The sequence below is a fragment of the Cupriavidus sp. GW822-FHT03E04 genome (genome assembly GCF_058801495.1).
Window position 1 is genome coordinate 51,154 of sequence record NZ_JBXANI010000012.1, and the last position, 18,474, is coordinate 69,627.

Annotated in this window: 18 protein-coding genes; 16 read left to right on the forward strand and 2 right to left on the reverse strand. The window is 64.8% G+C overall.

The window, feature by feature from the left end:
* The first annotated feature begins 25 nt into the window (after window positions 1–25).
* The 3 genes from hisC to aroA all read left to right on the forward strand — a co-directional run bounded on the left by hisC (window position 26) and on the right by aroA (window position 3,594).
* Complete coding sequence (gene hisC, locus AC1RQC_RS18495) at window positions 26–1,141, forward strand: histidinol-phosphate transaminase (RefSeq protein WP_492373990.1); 1,116 nt, start codon at window positions 26–28, stop codon at window positions 1,139–1,141.
* Window positions 1,142–1,281: 140 nt separating this feature from the next.
* Entirely contained in the window at window positions 1,282–2,190 is a 909-nt protein-coding gene (locus tag AC1RQC_RS18500; RefSeq protein WP_492373964.1) for a prephenate dehydrogenase, read from the forward strand.
* Window positions 2,191–2,283: 93 nt separating this feature from the next.
* Window positions 2,284–3,594: a 3-phosphoshikimate 1-carboxyvinyltransferase gene (aroA, locus tag AC1RQC_RS18505; protein WP_150992216.1), complete on the forward strand. Its 1,311-nt coding sequence runs from the start codon at window positions 2,284–2,286 to the stop codon at window positions 3,592–3,594.
* On the opposite strand, the gene AC1RQC_RS18510 is transcribed toward aroA, so the two are convergent.
* The gene (locus AC1RQC_RS18510) at window positions 3,595–3,828 is read right to left on the reverse strand and encodes a DUF2061 domain-containing protein (protein ID WP_492884279.1); all 234 of its coding nucleotides are present in this window, start codon (window positions 3,826–3,828) and stop codon (window positions 3,595–3,597) included.
* Between the two features lie 134 nt (window positions 3,829–3,962).
* On the opposite strand from AC1RQC_RS18510, the gene cmk reads away from it, so the two are divergent.
* From cmk to cysM, 11 genes are all read left to right on the forward strand, one after another.
* Window positions 3,963–4,625 (forward strand): (d)CMP kinase, encoded by a 663-nt coding sequence (gene cmk / locus AC1RQC_RS18515; protein WP_416047847.1) that lies wholly within the window; start codon window positions 3,963–3,965, stop codon window positions 4,623–4,625.
* Window positions 4,626–4,776: 151 nt separating this feature from the next.
* Window positions 4,777–6,471, forward strand: a complete 1,695-nt coding sequence (gene rpsA / locus AC1RQC_RS18520; RefSeq protein WP_006158411.1) for a 30S ribosomal protein S1 — start codon at window positions 4,777–4,779, stop codon at window positions 6,469–6,471.
* 32 nt (window positions 6,472–6,503) lie between these two features.
* Window positions 6,504–7,001 carry an integration host factor subunit beta gene (locus AC1RQC_RS18525; protein WP_492884281.1) on the forward strand — a complete coding sequence of 166 codons (498 nt, stop codon included), beginning with the start codon at window positions 6,504–6,506 and terminating at the stop codon, window positions 6,999–7,001.
* Window positions 7,002–7,206: 205 nt separating this feature from the next.
* Window positions 7,207–7,536: a lipopolysaccharide assembly protein LapA domain-containing protein gene (locus tag AC1RQC_RS18530; RefSeq protein WP_492373969.1), complete on the forward strand. Its 330-nt coding sequence runs from the start codon at window positions 7,207–7,209 to the stop codon at window positions 7,534–7,536.
* A 3-nt stretch (window positions 7,537–7,539) separates the two neighbouring features.
* Entirely contained in the window at window positions 7,540–8,778 is a 1,239-nt protein-coding gene (gene lapB, locus AC1RQC_RS18535) for a lipopolysaccharide assembly protein LapB (protein WP_492373970.1), read from the forward strand.
* Window positions 8,779–8,844: 66 nt separating this feature from the next.
* Entirely contained in the window at window positions 8,845–10,218 is a 1,374-nt protein-coding gene (locus AC1RQC_RS18540; protein ID WP_492373971.1) for a UDP-glucose dehydrogenase family protein, read from the forward strand.
* 70 nt (window positions 10,219–10,288) lie between these two features.
* Window positions 10,289–11,236 carry a D-glycero-beta-D-manno-heptose-7-phosphate kinase gene (gene rfaE1, locus AC1RQC_RS18545; protein WP_174423163.1) on the forward strand — a complete coding sequence of 316 codons (948 nt, stop codon included), beginning with the start codon at window positions 10,289–10,291 and terminating at the stop codon, window positions 11,234–11,236.
* Between the two features lie 40 nt (window positions 11,237–11,276).
* On the forward strand, window positions 11,277–12,272 hold the full coding sequence (rfaD, locus tag AC1RQC_RS18550; RefSeq protein ID WP_174423162.1) for an ADP-glyceromanno-heptose 6-epimerase: 996 nt from the start codon (window positions 11,277–11,279) through the stop codon (window positions 12,270–12,272).
* Between the two features lie 185 nt (window positions 12,273–12,457).
* Entirely contained in the window at window positions 12,458–12,835 is a 378-nt protein-coding gene (locus tag AC1RQC_RS18555; RefSeq protein ID WP_174423161.1) for a ComEA family DNA-binding protein, read from the forward strand.
* A 276-nt stretch (window positions 12,836–13,111) separates the two neighbouring features.
* Window positions 13,112–14,422: a solute carrier family 23 protein gene (locus AC1RQC_RS18560; protein WP_492373972.1), complete on the forward strand. Its 1,311-nt coding sequence runs from the start codon at window positions 13,112–13,114 to the stop codon at window positions 14,420–14,422.
* 70 nt (window positions 14,423–14,492) lie between these two features.
* Entirely contained in the window at window positions 14,493–15,395 is a 903-nt protein-coding gene (gene cysM / locus AC1RQC_RS18565; RefSeq protein ID WP_492884378.1) for a cysteine synthase CysM, read from the forward strand.
* Between the two features lie 84 nt (window positions 15,396–15,479).
* Here the strand turns inward: cysM and mltB are convergent, their stop codons facing one another.
* Window positions 15,480–16,586 carry a lytic murein transglycosylase B gene (mltB, locus tag AC1RQC_RS18570; protein ID WP_416047854.1) on the reverse strand — a complete coding sequence of 369 codons (1,107 nt, stop codon included), beginning with the start codon at window positions 16,584–16,586 and terminating at the stop codon, window positions 15,480–15,482.
* A gap of 118 nt (window positions 16,587–16,704) precedes the next feature.
* Between mltB and AC1RQC_RS18575 the strand changes: the two genes are divergently transcribed.
* Window positions 16,705–17,628, forward strand: coding sequence for a histone deacetylase family protein (locus AC1RQC_RS18575; RefSeq protein ID WP_492884283.1), 924 nt, complete (start codon window positions 16,705–16,707; stop codon window positions 17,626–17,628).
* Between the two features lie 11 nt (window positions 17,629–17,639).
* Entirely contained in the window at window positions 17,640–18,443 is an 804-nt protein-coding gene (locus AC1RQC_RS18580; RefSeq protein WP_492373973.1) for an enoyl-CoA hydratase, read from the forward strand.
* The last annotated feature ends 31 nt before the right edge of the window (window positions 18,444–18,474 follow it).

The window sequence follows — 18,474 nt, forward strand, 5'->3', positions numbered from 1 at the left end:
ACAACGTTTCAGAGAAGGAATGAACATGGCAGAGCAGGGCAAGCAGTTCGGTCCCGAGTATGTGCGGGCGATTTCCCCGTACGTGGCGGGCAAGCCGATTTCCGAAGTGGCGCGCGAGTTTGGCCTGGTCGAGTCCACCATCGTCAAGCTGGCCTCGAACGAGAATCCGCTCGGCATGCCCGAATCGGCCCGGACCGCTATCGCTGCCGCCGTGGCCGACCTGGGCCGTTACCCGGACGCGAACGGCTTCGCCTTGAAGGGCGCGCTGTCGGCCCGCTTCGACGTGCCGGCCGACTGGCTCACGCTAGGCAACGGCAGCAACGATATCCTGGAAATCGCGGCGCATGCGCTGGTCAAGCCGGGCGAGTCGATCGTCTATGCCGAGCATTCTTTCGCGGTGTACGCGCTGGCCACGCAGGAAGTCGGCGCGCGCGCCATTGAGGTCAAGGCGCGCGACTACGGCCACGATCTCGACGCCATGGCCGAGGCCATCGCCCCGGACACGCGCCTGGTCTTTATCGCCAATCCTAACAACCCGACCGGCACCTTCCTGCCGGCCGCCGAGATCGAGGCCTTCCTGGCCAAGGTGCCGGCCGATGTGGTGGTGGTGCTGGACGAGGCCTACAACGAATACCTGGACGACGCGCAGCAGTACGATTCGATCGCGTGGGTCCGCAAGTATCCCAACCTGCTGGTATCGCGCACCTTCTCCAAGGCCTATGGCCTGGCCGGGCTGCGCATTGGCTACGCCGTGGCGCAGCCCGCGCTGACCGATCTGCTCAACCGCATCCGCCAACCCTTCAATGTCAACAGCCTGGCCCAGGCAGCGGCGGTGGCGGCGCTGGGCGATGCGGCCTTCCTGCAGCGCAGCGCCGAGCTGAACCGTGCCGGCAAGGCGCAACTGGTGGCGGCGTTCGACCGGCTTGGCCTGCAATACGTGCCGTCCTCGGGCAATTTCGTGCTGGTGCGCGTGGGGCGGGACGATGGCGCCGGCGCGCGCGTCAACCTGGCGCTGCTCAAGCAGGGCGTGATCGTACGGCCGGTGGGCAACTACAACCTGCCGCAATGGCTGCGTATCACCATCGGCCTGCCCGAGGAAAACGCGGCGTTTATCGCGGCGCTGGAAAAGGCCCTCAAGTAAGCACTGTTGCAAGCAATGCCCCGGCCCTCTGCGGGCCGGTGGCATGCAAGCTCGCGCAAAGGCGCAATGGCGGCGCCGCCCTCCGGCGGAGAAGTTACAATATCGGATTCCCGAACTTCCTTGCCTGGCAGCGTATCCCCGTGACCGTTCCTGCGTCCGCTCCATTTTTTTCCCGTGTCGTCATTGTCGGCGTCGGCCTGATCGGCGGCTCGCTGGCACTCGCGCTCAAGCGCGCAGGTGCGGTCGGCACGGTGGTCGGCGTCGGCCGCTCGCAAGCTTCGCTCGAGCGAGCGCTCAAGCTGGGCGTGATTGACGAGGCGGCCACGCTGGAAGACGCCGCCAAGGGCGCCAGCATGATCGTGCTGTGCGCGCCGGTGGCGCAGACCTTTGCGCTGCTCCATGCACTTGAGCCGCATCTGGAGCCAGCTACGATCATCACGGATGCCGGCAGCACCAAGTCCGACGTCATCATGGCGGCCAAGACCGCGTTGGGCGACAAGGCGGCCCAGTTCGTGCCGGCGCATCCGATTGCCGGGCGCGAGCTGCATGGCGTGGAAGCGGCGCTGGACGATCTCTATGTTGGCAAGAAAGTCGTGCTGTGCCCGCTGCAGGAAAATAGCCGCATTGACGTTGCGGCCGTGCGCGCCATGTGGGAGACCGCGGGCGCCCAGTGCAGCGTGATGTCGGCCGTGCAGCACGATGCCGTGTTTGCCGCCGTCAGCCATTTGCCGCACCTGCTGTCCTATGCGCTGGTGGCCCAGGTGGCCAATGCCGAAGACGCGGCGCTCAAGCTCGATTTCGCGGGCGGCGGCTTCCGGGATTTCACTCGGATCGCGGCGTCGTCGCCGGAGATGTGGCGCGATATCTGCGTTGGCAACCGCGAGGCGATGTTGAGCGAGCTCAGCACCTACCAGGCCATGCTGGCGCATCTGAAGACCCTGATCGAAAACAGCAACGGCGAGGGCCTGGAGCGTATTTTCCAGCGCGCCAGCCAAGTGCGGCAGCAATGGGGCGCGCAGCGCGCGCCGGCTGTCAACGCCGAGCCCTGATCGCCACGCAATCCGGCGCTACACGAACGCCACGTCACCAACGAAAGCGGCGCGCCTTTCATCGAAAGCCGCCCGCCAACTAGCATGGAAACCATGGAACATCTCACGCTCGGTCCCTTCACTCGCGCTTCGGGCACGGTTCGCCTGCCGGGTTCCAAGAGCATCTCGAACCGGGTCCTGTTGCTGGCGGCGCTGGCCGAGGGCGAGACCCGCGTGTGCGACCTGCTCGACTCGGATGACACGCGCGTGATGCTGCAGGCGCTGCGCACGCTGGGCGTGGAATGGCGCCAGGAGGAAGGTGCTTGCGTGGTGCGCGGCGTGGGCGGCAAATTTCCCAACAAGGCAGCCGAGCTGTTCATGGGCAATGCGGGGACGGCCATTCGCCCGCTGACCGCGGCGCTGGCGCTGCAGGGCGGGAGCTACAAGCTGTCCGGCGTGCCGCGCATGCATGAGCGGCCGATCGGCGATCTGGTCGATGGTCTGCGCCAGATTGGCGCGAGCGTCGCCTACCTTGGCACCGAGGGCTATCCGCCCTTGCAGATTTCTCCCGCACGAATTCGCATCGATGCGCCGATCCGCGTGCGTGGCGACGTGTCCAGCCAGTTCCTGACGGCGTTGCTGATGGCCTTGCCGCTGGCCGATGCGCCTGGCGACACCATCGAGATCGAAGTGGTGGGCGAGCTGATTTCCAAGCCCTATGTGGAGATCACGCTCAACCTGCTGGCGCGCTTTGGCATCGAGATCCGGCGCGAGGGCTGGTCACGCTTCATCCTGCCGGCTCGCGCGGCATACCGCTCGCCGGGCGAGATTTTTGTCGAGGGCGACGCGTCCTCGGCCTCATACTTCCTGGCGGCGGGCGCCATCGGCGGCGGCCCGCTGCGGGTGGAGGGCGTGGGCATGGCCAGCATCCAGGGCGACGTCAAGTTTGCCGAGGCGCTTAACCGCATGGGCGCCAACGTGATGGCCGGCGCCAACTGGATCGAGGTCCGCGGCACCGAGCGCGACGATGGCCGCTTGAACGGCATCGAGCTGGACTGCAACCATATTCCGGACGCTGCCATGACCCTGGCGGTGGCGGCGCTGTTCGCCGAGGGGCCTACTACGCTAACCAATATCGCCAGCTGGCGAGTCAAGGAAACCGACCGCATCAGCGCCATGGCCACCGAGTTGCGCAAGCTAGGCGTCGAAGTGGAGGAGGGTGCGGATTACCTGAAGGTGACGCCACCGGCCCAATCCGCCTGGCAGACCCCGGCCGCCGGCATCGATACTTATGATGACCACCGCATGGCGATGTGCTTTTCGCTGGCCGCGTTCGGTCCGCTGCCGGTGCGCATCAACGAGCCTGGCTGCGTTGCAAAGACGTTCCCGGATTACTTCGAGGTGTTTGGCGCGGTGGCGCGCTGATCACGCGGCCAGTGGCAGGTCATCGCCGCCGCGTCCGGTTTGGGGCGGGGTCTTGTGCTTCGCCCCGGGTTCGCGCCGTTCCCAGTAGCGGTCGAAGAAGTAATGCGCCACAGTGTTGACTGCCGGTTCGATGAAGGTCACGGCGCCGCTGACAGCCAGATTGCCGGTCAGGGCATAAGTGACGCCAAAGGCAATGACAACGTGCATGATGCCGAACGACAGGGTCTTAGCCATGGTAGATTGCCTCGCGAAGATGTCGGTTGTTTGCTGCTTGGGCCCGCGATTTTGTCCGGTGCCTGTCATGAACTACATGCTAATGATTCTCAATTGATTTAAGAAATCAATATTTTGTTCTGTCTTAATAAACAATGACTATCGTCGACGTCATCACCATCGACGGGCCCACCGCATCGGGAAAGGGCACCGTAGCGCACAAGGTGGCCGACGCGCTCAGCTTCCATTTGCTGGACAGCGGTGCGTTGTACCGCCTGGTGGCGCTCGCCAGCGAGCGTGCGGGCATCGACATGCAGGATGTGGAGGGGCTGGCCAGCCTGGCTACCCGCCTCGATGTGAAGTTCGGGCCTGACCGTGTCTGGCTGCGCGGCGAAGAGGTCAGCCTGGCCATCCGCGCGGAAGCCACCGGCAACCGGGCCTCTGCGATCGCCGTGCACCAGCCGGTGCGCGACGCCCTGACGGCGCTGCAGCGCGGTTTTCGCAAGCTGCCCGGCCTGGTTGCCGACGGCCGCGACATGGGCACCGTGATTTTCCCGGATGCCCGGCTTAAGGTGTTCCTGACGGCAAGTGTCGAGGCGCGCGCTCGCAGGCGCTATAAACAATTGATTGATAAGGGAATTTCTGCTAATATCGAAGACCTTTTGCGAGACCTTGAGTCGCGCGACCAGCGGGATCGCTCCCGCACGGCCGCGCCGCTGCGTCCCGCAGAGGATGCGCACTTGCTCGATACCTCCGACATGACGGTGGATCAGGCGGTGGCGCAGGTGCTGCAATGGTATGGCGCGCCGGGTTCCTGACCCGCGCTAGTCCAGCCGCTGCAACACCGAAGTGCCGGCAGAGCCTGCAAGCGCAGATCCGCCGGTGTTGTTCAACCTGACCCCGCTGCCCGGTGCAGACTGAGCGCGATCCACGCGCCGGCCCGAGTACTGCGGATTGATACTCAAGTTTATGTCCGACCTGCAAACTAACGAATCCTTTGCCGCACTGTTCGAGGAATCCGTCGCCCGCTCCAATATGAAGGCTGGCGAAGTGATTTCCGCTGAAGTCGTGCGCATCGACCACAATTTCGTGGTCGTCAACGCCGGCCTCAAATCGGAAGCCTTTGTGCCGGTGGAGGAGTTCCTGAACGACCAGGGCGAACTCGAAGTGCAGGCCGGCGACTACGTCTCCGTGGCCATCGACGCGCTCGAGAACGGCTATGGCGACACGATTCTCTCCCGCGACAAGGCCAAGCGCCTGGCATCGTGGCTGAACCTCGAGAAGGCGCTGGAAGACGGCGAAATCATCTCGGGCACGGTCACTGGCAAGGTCAAGGGCGGCCTGACCGTCATGGTCAACGGCATCCGCGCGTTCCTGCCGGGCTCGCTGGTCGACGTGCGTCCGATCAAGGACACCACGCCGTACGAAGGCAAGACCCTGGAATTCAAGGTCATCAAGCTGGACCGCAAGCGCAACAACGTGGTGCTGTCGCGCCGCGCCGTTGTGGAAGCGACCCTGGGCGAAGAGCGCCAGAAGCTGATGGAAACCCTGAAGGAAGGCGCTATCGTCAACGGTATCGTCAAGAACATCACGGACTACGGCGCATTCGTGGACCTGGGTGGCATCGACGGCCTGCTGCACATCACCGACCTGGCATGGCGTCGTGTGCGTCACCCGAGCGAAGTGCTGTCGGTTGGCCAGGAAATCACCGCCAAGATCCTCAAGTTCGACCAAGAGAAGAACCGCGTCTCGCTGGGCGTGAAGCAACTGGGCGAAGATCCGTGGGTCGGCATCTCGCGTCGTTACCCGCAAAGCACCCGCCTGTTCGGCAAGGTGACCAACCTGACCGACTACGGCGCATTCGTTGAAATCGAAGCCGGCATCGAAGGCCTGGTCCACGTTTCCGAAATGGACTGGACCAACAAGAACGTCGCTCCGTCGAAGGTTGTCCAGCTGGGCGACGAAGTCGAAGTCATGGTTCTGGATATCGACGAAGACAAGCGTCGTATCAGCCTGGGCATGAAGCAATGCAAGGCCAATCCGTGGGACGATTTCAGCCGTAACCACAAGAAGGGCGACAAGCTGGGCGGCCAGATCAAGTCGATCACCGACTTTGGCGTGTTCATTGGCCTGCCCGGTGGCATCGACGGCCTGGTGCACCTGTCCGACCTGTCCTGGCAAGAAACCGGCGAAGAAGCCGTGCGCAAGTACAAGAAGGGCGACGAAGTGGAAGCCGTGGTTCTGGGCATCGACGTCGACAAGGAGCGCATCTCGCTGGGTATCAAGCAGCTGTCGGGCGACCCGTTCAACAACTTCATCTCGGCTAACGACAAGGGTTCCCTGGTCAACGGCACGATCAAGACTGTTGATGCCAAGGGCGCTGTCGTGCAACTGGCTGATGACGTCGAAGGCTACCTGCGCGCATCCGAAATCTCGGCTGACCGCGTGGAAGATGCTCGCAACGTGCTGAAGGAAGGCGAACAAATCACCGCCCTGGTGGTGAACGTCGACCGCAAGTCGCGCAACATCAACCTGTCGATCAAGGCCAAGGACAACGTCGAGCAGCAAGAAGCCATGCAAAAGTTCGCTGCCGACACCGGCACGGCTGGCACGACCAACCTGGGCGCGCTGCTGAAGGCCAAGCTCGGCCAGGACAACCAGTAAGCATTGGTTCTTACGCCTGCTAGCGGATGCCCATGACCAAGTCCGAGCTTGTCGAAAAACTGGCTGCCCGGTTCCCGCAGCTGTTGCTGCGGGATGCGGACATCTCGGTGAAGACGATCCTCGACGCGATGTCCGAAGCGCTGGCTGATGGCCACCGCATCGAGATTCGCGGATTCGGCAGTTTTGGTCTGAACCGGCGTCCGCCGCGCGTGGGACGCAACCCCAAGTCCGGCGAACGTGTGCTGGTGCCCGAGAAACGGGTGCCGCACTTCAAGGCGGGCAAGGAGTTGCGTGAACGAGTCGATCGCAGCCCGGCGCTGCCGCAGGCAGGTAGCGGCGGCACTGGCGCCAATGCCAACGGAAGTCTCGTTGGCAACGGCAATGCGAATGGCGGCACCCATGGCGGCAGCAATGGCCATGGCGCTACGGCTGGTGCGGGTCATGTGACCGCGCCTGGCCAGGCGAAGCCGGCAGCCGCTGCCGGCAACGCCTTGCATGATGATGGCGGGCTGAAGCTGGCCCAGTCCTGAATCCGCTGCGTTTGGCTTGTGATGTGCCTGGATAGTCAAAAAAGCGCCCCTTATCGGGGCGCTTTTTCATTGTGCGAGCATACAAGACGTTACCGTTGGCGCGAGGCGATTCCGCTACAATGCCGGGAATCCACCGAGGGGGCACCGCCCGCCGACGTCCGCATCACCGGAGTCCGATTCATCCCATCTGCCGCATGAAGCCCGCATGAAACTTGTCGCCTGGATCATCCGCATCGTCCTGTTCGCGCTGCTGTTCGTGCTGGCGCTGCGCAATACCGCCGACGTCTCGCTGCAACTCTTTTTTGATGCCGTCTGGCGCGCGCCGCTGATCCTGATCTTGCTGGCCGCGTTCGGGCTGGGCATCCTCGCCGCGCTCGCTGCGCTGGCGCCCGTGCTGATGCGCCAGCGTATGGAGGCGGGCCGGCTGCGGCGTGCGCTGGGCGAGGCGCGCAGCCAGTCGGCGGAAGGTGCGCGCGACCCACAGGCCGCGGCAGGTTCCGGTATTCCTTACAACGTAGTTGGCCCGAAAGTCTGACCCATGATTTTTGAAACCTGGTGGCTGCTGGCGCTGCCGCTCATTTTCGGCCTCGGCTGGATGGCTGCCCGCTTCGATGCGCGCCAGCTGATGAGCGAGCAGGGCGCGCTGCCGCGCTCCTATTTCAAGGGGCTGAATTTCCTGCTCAACGAGCAGCCCGACCAAGCCATCGACGCGTTCATCGAGGTGGTGCGCCTGGACCCCGAGACCACCGAGCTGCACTTTGCGCTTGGCGCGTTGTTCCGCCGGCGTGGTGAAACCGAACGCGCCATCCGCGTGCACCAGAACCTGGCTAGCCGCCAGGATCTTCCCGATGCCGAGCGCGAGCACGCACTCTATGAGCTGGGCCAGGATTTCCTGCGCGCCGGCCTGCTTGACCGCGCGGAGGAATCGCTGCGCCGGCTGATGTCAGGGCCGTACGCGGCCCCGGCCAAGCATGTGCTTCTGGAGCTCTACGAAGTCGAGAAAGAGTGGAAGAAAGCCATCGACGCGGCACGCGAGCTGCAGCCGCTGGAGCAGAAGGACTACAGTGTGCAGATCGCGCAGTTCTGCTGCGAACTGGCACAGGACGCGCTGCAGCGCAAGCAGCCCGATGACGCCATCGGCTGGCTGCAGCAGGCTGCCAAGGAAAACCCCGCCAATGTGCGTGCGCCGATGCTGCTGGGCGATGTGGCCATGGCCGCGGGCGACGCGCAAGGCGCGCTTGGCCACTGGCTGGGCATCGAGAAGCAGGACGCGTCTTACCTGCCGCTGGTGGCGGATCGGGTGGTCAAAGCGTACCGCCAGCTCGGCGACGATGGCCAGGCGCTGGAGTGGCTGCGCGGACTGCTGAAGACGAACCTGGCTGCCGAGCTGCTCGATAGTGCCTATCGCGCCGAGCTGGAGCAGCACGGCGCGCATGCCGCGGCCGTCCTGATGCGAGAGCAATTGCGCCGGCAGCCGTCGTTGCAGGCGCTGACCAAGTATTTTGAGGCGCAGGCCGCCGAGGTAGCGCAAGCCAGCGTGGCTGTCACGGCCGATGCGGCTGATGCGGCTGATGGCGAGCCGGCGGGCTCCGCGCACGATGTCGAACATGAGCAGGAGGTGTCGGCGATTCGCGACCTGCTGCAGCACCGCACGCGTAACCTGGCGCGCTATACCTGCCGCGAGTGCGGTTTCCGCGCCCGGTTGTTCTATTGGCAGTGCCCTGGCTGCAACCGCTGGGAAACCTACGCACCGCGCCGTTCCGAGGCGCTCGGCTGATGCTGGCGCCGATGTCGATGTTGCTGCTTTAGCGTCGCACGCCAATCCCTATCTGGAGTACAAGTTATGAAAGTCACCATTATCGGCAGCGGCTACGTCGGTCTAGTGACCGGGGCCTGCCTGGCCGAGCTGGGCAACGACGTGTTTTGCCTGGACGTCGATGAACGCAAGATCGCGATGCTCAATGCCGGCGGCGTGCCAATCTACGAACCGGGCTTGAAAGAGCTGATCCAGCGTAATCGCGAGGCTGGCCGGCTGACGTTTTCCACCGATGTGGCGGCCAGCGTGGAGCATGCCGACGTGCAGTTCATTGCCGTTGGCACGCCGCCTGACGAGGATGGCTCCGCCGATCTGCAATATGTGCTGGCGGCTGCCCGCAATATCGGCAAGTACATGACCGGCTTCAAGGTGGTGGTGGACAAGTCTACCGTGCCGGTCGGCACCGGCGATCGTGTCGCCGAAGCCATTCGTGAAGAGCTGGCCGCGCGCGGCCTAGAGGACCTGCAGTTCTCGGTGGTCTCCAATCCGGAATTCCTGAAGGAAGGCGCCGCGGTGGAGGACTTCATGCGTCCCGACCGTATCGTGCTGGGCTGCAATGCCGACGTGGCTGGCCGGCATGCCAAGGCGATCATGCGCCAGCTCTACGCGCCCTTCAACCGCAATCACGAGCGTACGTTCTATATGGACGTGCGCTCGGCCGAGTTCACCAAGTACGCCGCCAACTCGATGCTGGCCACGCGCATCTCGTTCATGAACGAGCTGGCGAACCTGGCCGATGAAGTCGGTGCTGATATCGAGCTGGTCCGCATGGGCATCGGTTCCGATCCGCGCATTGGCTATAGTTTCCTGTACGCCGGTGCCGGCTATGGCGGCTCGTGCTTCCCCAAGGATGTGCAGGCGCTGATGCGCACCGCCAGCGCGCATGGCAAGCCCATGCGCGTGCTGGAAGCGGTGGAAGCGGTCAACGACGCGCAAAAGCAGGTGCTGGCCGACAAGGTCGTGCGCCGCTTTGGCGAGGATCTCGCCGGGCACACCTTTGCGATCTGGGGCCTGGCCTTCAAGCCCAATACCGACGACATGCGCGAAGCGCCGTCGCGGGTGCTGGCGCAAGCGCTGGTGTCGCGCGGCGCCTCGCTGCGCGTGCATGATCCGATCTCGATGGCCGAGGCCAAGCATGCGCTGGCCCTCGATCTCGCACACATCGACGGTGGCTTTGCACGCGTGCATTTCAGCGACGCGCAGATGGACACGCTCGACGGTGCCGATGCCCTGGTCATCGTCACAGAATGGAAGGTGTTCCGCAGCCCGGATTTCAACCAGATCAAGCGCCGCCTGAAGGCCCCCGTCATCTTCGACGGACGCAATCTGTACGAGCCCGAAGCCATGCAGGAAGCGGGCATCGAATATCATGCGATCGGGCGGCCGACCACGACGCGCTGAAACGCAACCCAACGGGAACGACAAGCCAACGCCCCGGCTGACGGACCGGGCTGTGTTGCCAAGGATGTCCATGAGCAAGAACCATATTCCGCAGCAACAGATCAATCAATCGCGCATCCTGGTGGCGGGCGACATGATGCTCGACCGCTATTGGTTCGGCGATGTCGAGCGTATCTCCCCGGAAGCCCCGGTGCCGGTGGTGCAGATCAAGCGCAGCGACGAACGCCTTGGCGGCGCTGCCAACGTGGCGCGCAATGCCGCCGCGCTGGGCGCCCAGGTGGGCATGCTGGGCGTGGTCGGCGATGACGAGCCCGGCCGCACGCTGGAGGCGCTGCTCAGCGCCAGCCACGTGCAGCCCTACCTGCATCGCGACCCCAGCGTCAACACCACCATCAAGTTGCGCGTGGTGGCGCACCAGCAGCAGTTGCTGCGCGTGGACTTCGAGAATGCACCGGGACATGAAGTGCTGGCCGCGGTGCAGGATCGTTTCCTTGCCTTGGTCAAAGAGTACAAGGTCCTGGTGCTCTCCGACTACGGCAAGGGCGGCCTGGCCCACGTGGGCCGCATGGTCGAGGCTGGCCGCGCCGCGGGCTGCCTGGTGCTGGTCGACCCCAAGGGCGACGATTACTCACGCTATCGCGGCGCGACGCTGATCACCCCCAACCGTGCCGAAATGCGGCACGTGGTGGGCGCCTGGAAGACCGAGTCCGATCTCACCATCCGGGCCCAGAACCTGCGGCGCGAGCTGCATCTCGAAGCGCTGCTGCTGACGCGCTCGGAAGAGGGCATGACGCTCTACACCGAAGCCGAGGTGCTGCACGTGTCGGCGCAGGCGCGCGAAGTCTACGACGTGTCCGGCGCCGGCGACACCGTGATTGCCACGCTGGCGACCATGCTGGGCGCTGGCGTGCCGCTTAAGGAGGCCGTGCAGCACGCCAATCGCGCAGGCAGCATCGTGGTGGGCAAGCTGGGCACCGCGGTCGTCACCTATCCTGAATTGTTCGGCACGCCGGCGTAATGGCCGCGCTGCCTCCTGGCTCGTTTGAGCCCACACGACCATGACCATCATCGTAACCGGCGCTGCCGGCTTTATCGGCAGCAACCTCGTCAAGGGCCTGAACGAGCGCGGCGAAGACAATGTCGTCGCCGTCGACAACCTGACGCGCGCCGACAAGTTCCACAATCTCGTCGACTGCGAGATCCGCGACTACCTCGACAAGAGCGAGTTTCTCGAGCGCTTCAAGCGCGGTGAGTTCGGCAAGGTGCGCGCGGTGTTCCATGAGGGAGCCTGCTCCGACACCATGGAGACCGACGGCCGCTACATGATGGAGAACAATTTCCGCTACACCCAGGCGTTGATGGATGCCTGCCTGGAGCAGGGCACGCAGTTCCTCTACGCCTCTTCGGCAGCCACATATGGCGCCTCGCAGGTGTTCAAGGAAGAGCGCCAATACGAGAAGCCGCTGAACGTCTACGGCTACTCGAAGTTCCTGTTCGACCAGGTGGTGCGGCGCACGCTGCCGTCCGCGTTGTCGCAGATCGTGGGCTTTCGCTACTTCAACGTGTATGGCCCGCGCGAAGCGCACAAGGGCCGCATGGCCTCGGTGGCGTTCCACAATTTCAACCAGTTCCGCGCCGACGGCACGGTGAAGCTGTTTGGCGAGTATGGCGGCTATGCGCCGGGTGGCCACACCCGCGACTTCATCTCGGTGGAGGACGTGGTGAAGGTCAACCTGTTCTTCCTGGAGCATCCGGACAAGTCGGGCATCTTCAACCTCGGCACCGGCCGCGCGCAGCCGTTCAACGACATTGCCGCGACGGTGGTCAACACGCTGCGCGAGGCCGATGGCCGCCCCCAGCTGACGCTCGACGAGATGGTGCAGGAGGGACTGGTGGAGTACATCAAGTTCCCCGACGCGCTGCGCGGCAAGTACCAGTGCTACACCCAGTCCGATGTCTCGCGCCTGCGTGGCGCTGGGTACAAGGATGCCTTCTACACTGTGGAAGAAGGCGTGTCGCGCTACTGCCGCTGGCTGCTGCAGAACAAGGGCTGAAGTCGCAAAGACGCGCGCGTAAGGGCGCCTTTTGTGCGCCTTGCGCGCGCTGTGGAGACACCTCGGTCGCGTTGAGGTGAACTTTTGTTGCGAGGTGCGCCAAGCCAGTTGCGCGCTCCTATCCTGCGTGTTGCTTCGTCCTGCCAGGGCGAAGCGACCTTCATCAATGGATAGGAGAAACTCCCATGTTCAAGCCAACTTTGACGCGCGCGTCCAGGCAGGTCCTGCTGGCCGCCGCCGTCTGGTTCTCGCTATCGGGTGCCGCGTTTGCGGCTGTCGATGTGAATACCGCCGATGAGGCCGCGCTGGTGTCGCTCAAGGGCATCGGGCCGGCCACGGCCAGCACCATTGTCAGCGAGCGCAGCCGGGGTGGTCCCTTCAAGGATGCCGCGGATCTCGCCGATCGGGTCAAGGGCCTGGGGCAGAAATCTGTCGTGCGCTTGCAGGAGGCCGGCATGACCATCGGTGCCGGCGGCGCTGCGGCGCCGAAGGCCACGGTGGCGGCGGCCCCGGCCAAAAAAGACGCCAAGACGGAGAAGCCGCCCGCCAAGGCCGTTCGCTAAGGTTGCCGCGGGCGTGCAGCGGGGCGCCCGCATCCAAGCTATCCGATCGTCGAAGCCCCGGCCGAGCCCGGGGCTTTTTGCTGCGCGTGCACCAGCACGAGGATCCGGCGCTGGTATGGCTCGTGCTAGTGCCGTGTGGCTTATCACGAATGCGGCCGCGCGGTATCATGCGGACGCTGTTGCGGCCCGAGCCGGCTGCGTGGCCAACAAAATCCAAGATCGCGCCGGACCTGCCCGCATTCGGGGCGGCCAGGCCAATAAAAAGGGAGCTGGACAATGGGAAATAACGAGGACGCGGGATTCCTGCCCAAGTGGCGGCTGAAGACGCACGGCGTGATTGCGCCTGATGAGCGACTGCCCGCCGGCCAGACCCTGCTGGCAGGTATCCAGCACGTGGTAGCGATGTTCGGCTCGACCGCGATCGCGCCGATCCTGATGGGCTTCAATCCCAATATCGCCATCCTGTTTTCCGGCATCGGCACGCTGATTTTCTTTCTGTGCGTGCGCGGCAGGGTGCCGAGCTACCTGGGCTCCAGCTTTGCCTTCATCGCGGTGGTGATCGCGGCGACCGGCTACGCCGGCAGCGGCCCCAACCCGAATATCCCGGTGGCGCTCGGCGGCATCATCGCCGCGGGCGTGTTGTACTTGCTGATCGGGCTGGTGGTGCAGGCGGTGGGGTATCGCTGGGTGGAGCGGCTGATGCCGCCGGTGGTGACGGGTGCCATCGTCGCGGCCATCGGCCTGAACCTCGCGCCGGTGGCGGTCAAGGCCGTGAGCGGCGCGCCGTTGGATACCTGGGTGGGCCTGGCGACCGTGCTGGCGGTGGGCGTGGTGGCGGTGCATGCGCCGGGCATGCTGCGCCGGCTGCCGGTACTGGTGGGCGGGCTGTTCGGCTACGTGCTGTACTACCTTTGCACCAACGGGCTGGGCATGGGCAAAGGCATCGACTTCTCCGGCGTGGCCGCCGCAGCCTGGTTCGGGCTGCCGGTCTTCTCCACGCCAGTGTTCCAGGCCAGCGCCATGCTGCTGATCGCGCCGGTGGCGATCGTGCTGGTGGCGGAAAACCTCGGGCACATCAAGGCCATCAGCGTGATGACCGGCCGCAATCTCGATCCATATATCGGCCGCGCCTTCATCGGCGACGGCATTGCCACCATCATTTCCGCCGGCGGCGGCGGCACGGGCGTGACCACTTACGCCGAAAACATGGGCGTGATGGCGGTGACCAAGATCTACTCCACGCTGATCTTCGTGGTGGCGGCGGTGGTGGCGCTGGTGCTGGGCTTTTCGCCCAAGTTCGGTGCGCTGATCCTGACCATCCCGGGCCCCGTGATCGGTGGCCTGACCATCGTGGTGTTCGGCCTGATCGCCGCCACTGCCGGGCGTATCTGGGTGCAGAACAAGGTCGATTTCTCCAGTTCGCGCAACCTGATCACGGTCGGCGCCACGTTGACCGTGGCGGCTGGCGACCTGACGCTGAAGCTGGGCGGCATGACGCTGGGCGGCATCGGTACCGCCACTTTCGGCGCGATTCTGCTGTACCACCTGCTGGGCAGCCGCAAAGCCGAAGCCGAAGCCGAAGCCTGACACGCCATGTCGGCAACGCAGGCTTTGCGACTGGATTACAATGTCCGCCGACATTGGAATCCCGCTCACCATGGCCTACAAGACGATTGAAGACACCATCGGCAATACGCCGCTGGTGCAACTGCAGCGCATCCCCGGCGCCGCCGGTACCCCGCGCGGCAACGTAATCCTCGGCAAGCTCGAGGGCAACAACCCGGCGGGCTCGGTCAAGGACCGGCCGGCGGTCTCGATGATTGCCCGCGCCGAGTCGCGCGGGCGCATCAAGCCGGGCGATACGCTGATCGAGGCTACCTCGGGCAATACCGGCATCGCGCTGGCCATGGCAGCCGCCATCCGCGGCTACAAGATGGTGCTGATCATGCCGGAAGACCTGAGCATGGAGCGCCGCCAGAGCATGGCTGCCTACGGCGCGGAGATCATCCTGACGCCGGTCAAGGGCGGCATGGAATACGCGCGTGACCTCGCTGACTCCATGGAGCGCGACGGCCGCGGCGTGATCCTGGACCAGTTCGCCAATCCGGACAATCCGCTGGCGCATTACGAGACCACCGGCCCGGAGATCTGGCGCGACACCGAAGGGCGCATTACTCACTTCGTCTCTGCCATGGGCACCACGGGCACCATTACCGGTGTCTCGCGCTACCTGAAGGAACAGAACGCAGGGATCCGGATCGTGGGTGCGCAGCCGGCTGAAGGCTCGCGTATTCCCGGCATCCGCAAGTGGCCCGAGGCGTACATGCCGAAGATCTACGATCCGAAATTCATCGACCGTACCGAGCCTGTCAGCCAGGGCGATGCCGAGCACATGGCACGTCGCATGGCGCGCGAGGAAGGGATCTTCTGCGGCATCTCGGCTGCGGGCGCGCTGTGCGTCGCGCTGCGTATCGCCGAGGAAGTGGAGAATGCCACCATCGTGTTCGTGGTGTGCGATCGCGGTGATCGCTACCTTTCGACCGGGGTGTTCCCGGCCTGATGCCGCCTTGCCGCGCGCATTGAAAAAGCCCCCGCGAGTTCAGTCTTGCGGGGGCTTTTTGTTTGTCGCGCAGCGGATGCCGGCTTAGCCCATCGCCGCCTTGACCGCCTCGCCCAGCTGGTACACAGCCAGCGCGTAGAAGAAGCTGCGGTTGTAGCGCGTCAGCACATAGAAGTTGCGCAGGCCGAGCATGTAGTCGGTGGTTTCGCCGGGCGTGGGCAGGTCCACCACCAGCACGCCGGTTTCGCCTTCGCGTGTCGGGTCGATCGGCTCGTCCACGCGCAGGCCGGCCTTGAGCAACTGGTTGAGCGTGCGGGTGGGCCATGGCTCGCCATCCGCGGCTGCGGCGGCGATGCCGCGGCTGCCCTCGTCGGCGGCGATGCGCCAGACCACCGGGCGGCCCGGTTCCCAGCCGTGCAGCTGCAGGAAACGCGCCACGCTGCCGATCGCGTCGGTGGCGCTGCTGCGCAGGTCGATGCGGCCGTCGCCGTCATAGTCGATGGCGTATTCGCGCAGGCTTGTGGGCATGAACTGCGGAATGCCCACGGCACCCGCGAAGGAGCCCAGCACCGAGAACACATCGGTGTTGGTGTCGCGGCACCAGAGCAGGTAGTCGGTCAGCTGGTTGCGGAACAGCGTGGTGCGCGCTTCGCGGTTGGGCACGTCCGGATAATCGAAGGCCAGCGTGGAAAGCGAGTCGATCACGCGGAAGGTACCCATGTCGCGGCCATAGATGGTCTCGACACCGATGATGCCGACGATCACCGAGGCCGGCACGCCGAACTCGGCTTCCGCGCGGCGCAGTGTTTCGCGATTTTGCTGCCAGAAGCGCACGCCCGCGTTGATGCGGATCGGCTCGATAAAGCGCGAGCGGTAGGTGCGCCAGCTTTTGCGTCCCGGCGTGGCGGGCGGCATGATCAGGCGCACCACCGTGGATGAATACACGGCCTGGCCGAACCAGCCTTCCAGCGTCTGGCGGGCAAAGCCGTGGCGTGCCACCATCTCGTCGATGAAGGCGCGGCTCTTGGGATTGTCACGGTAGCGGCCCGGCTCGATTTCTTCTTCGCGCATGCTCACGCGGCGCTTGCCGGCTGCAAGCAGGGCGGGGGAGACGCCGCACAAGCTCAATGCGGCAGCGGAAAGTGCGGCGCCCAGAAGCGGGCGGCGCAGGGAGCGCTGGGAGTCGGTCATGGTGTCCTTTGCAAGTCGCTGCGAGTATAGCGGATGGTGTCCGCGCGGCAGGTCGCTGGGTGGCTGGCGCGGCATGTGCTAACGTAACGAATGGAGACCACGATGAAAGCAATAAGACATGCCCACAGGCTATTACACGCATCCCGAGTTCCTGCTGCATGAGATGGGGCCATTCCATCCGGAGTGCCCTGAGCGCCTGCAGGCCATTGAGGATCACCTGATCTCGCACGGCATGGATGGCCTGCTTGACCGGCGCGAGGCGAGCGCCGCCACCGCCGAGCAGATCGGGCGCGTGCATCTTCCGCAGTACATCGCCTCGCTGGCCGCGGCCAGCCCGGCCAGCGGCTACCACCCGATCGATCCCGATACCCTGATGAATCCGCACACGCTCGCCGCCGCCACCCATGCGGCAGGCGCCGCGGTGGCTGCTACCGACGCGGTGATGGCGGGCGAGATCGAGAATGCGTTCTGCTGCGTGCGCCCGCCGGGCCACCATGCCGAGCCGGACCGGGCCATGGGTTTCTGCTTCTACAACAATGTGGCGATCGCCGCGCGTCATGCGCTCACCGCGCACGGGCTGGAGCGCGTGGCCATCGTCGATTTCGACGTGCATCACGGCAATGGCACCGAAGCCGCATTCCGTGGCGACGCCCAGGTGCTGATGTGCAGCTTCTTCCAGCATCCGTTTTATCCCTACAGCGGCACCGAGCACATTGCCACCAATATGTCGAACATCCCGCTGCCGGCCTATACCAACGGCCTGGCGGTGCGCGAAGTGGTGGAGACGATCTGGCTGCCGCGCCTGAACGAGTTCAAGCCGCAGATGTTGTTTATCTCGGCTGGCTTCGACGCCCATCGAGAGGATGACCTCGGGCAGATGGGGCTGGTCGAGCAGGACTATGCCTGGATCACCGCCCAACTGGTCGACGTCGCCCGCGCCCATGCAAAGGGGCGCATCGTCAGTTGCCTTGAAGGCGGCTATAACCTGAGCGCGCTGAGCCGTAGCGTGTGTGCACACCTCAAGGTGCTGCTCGAACGATAGGAGGCCCTCGCATGGCTGAAACCGATAACCGCGCCGTGACCCCGCTGGTGAGCGAAAGCCTCGACGCCCCGGGCGTGCTGCGCCTGACGATGAACCGCCCGGAGGCGTTCAACGCGCTGTCAGAGGACCTGCTGGATGCGCTGTGCGCGGCGTTTGCCCGCGCCGGCGCCAATGCCTCGGTCCGCGTCGTGGTGCTGGCCGCCGCCGGCCGTGCATTCTGCGCGGGACATGATCTGCGCGAGATGCGCGCAAGCCCGTCGCACGACTACTACCGCCGCCTGTTCGACCGCTGCACCCGCATGATGATGGCGATGCAGAAGATGCCGCAGCCGGTGATCGCGCGCGTGCAAGGCATTGCCACAGCGGCCGGCTGCCAACTGGTGGCGATGTGCGACCTGGCGGTGGCCGCCGATGTGGCTCGCTTTGCGGTATCGGGCGTCAACCTTGGCTTGTTCTGCGCCACGCCAGGCGTGGCGCTGTCGCGCAACCTGTCGCGCAAGCACGCCATGGAAATGCTGCTGACCGGTGACATGATCGACGCGCTGCAAGCCCGCGACCGCGGGCTGGTCAACCGCGTGGTGCCCGCCGATGCCCTCGATGCCGAGGTTGCACGCCTGGCGGCCAGCATCTGCGCCAAGCCGGCCGCCGCCGTGGCCGCCGGCAAGGGCCTGTTCTACCGCCAGCTGGAGATGGGCATCGAAGCGGCCTACCAGCTCGCCGGGCAGACCATGGCCTGCAACATGATGGATCCGACGGCGCTGGAAGGCGTGCAGGCCTTCCTCGACAAGCGCCCGCCCTTGTGGGATGTCTTGTAAATCTCTTTTTTTTGGTTTTTGTTGGGCTATA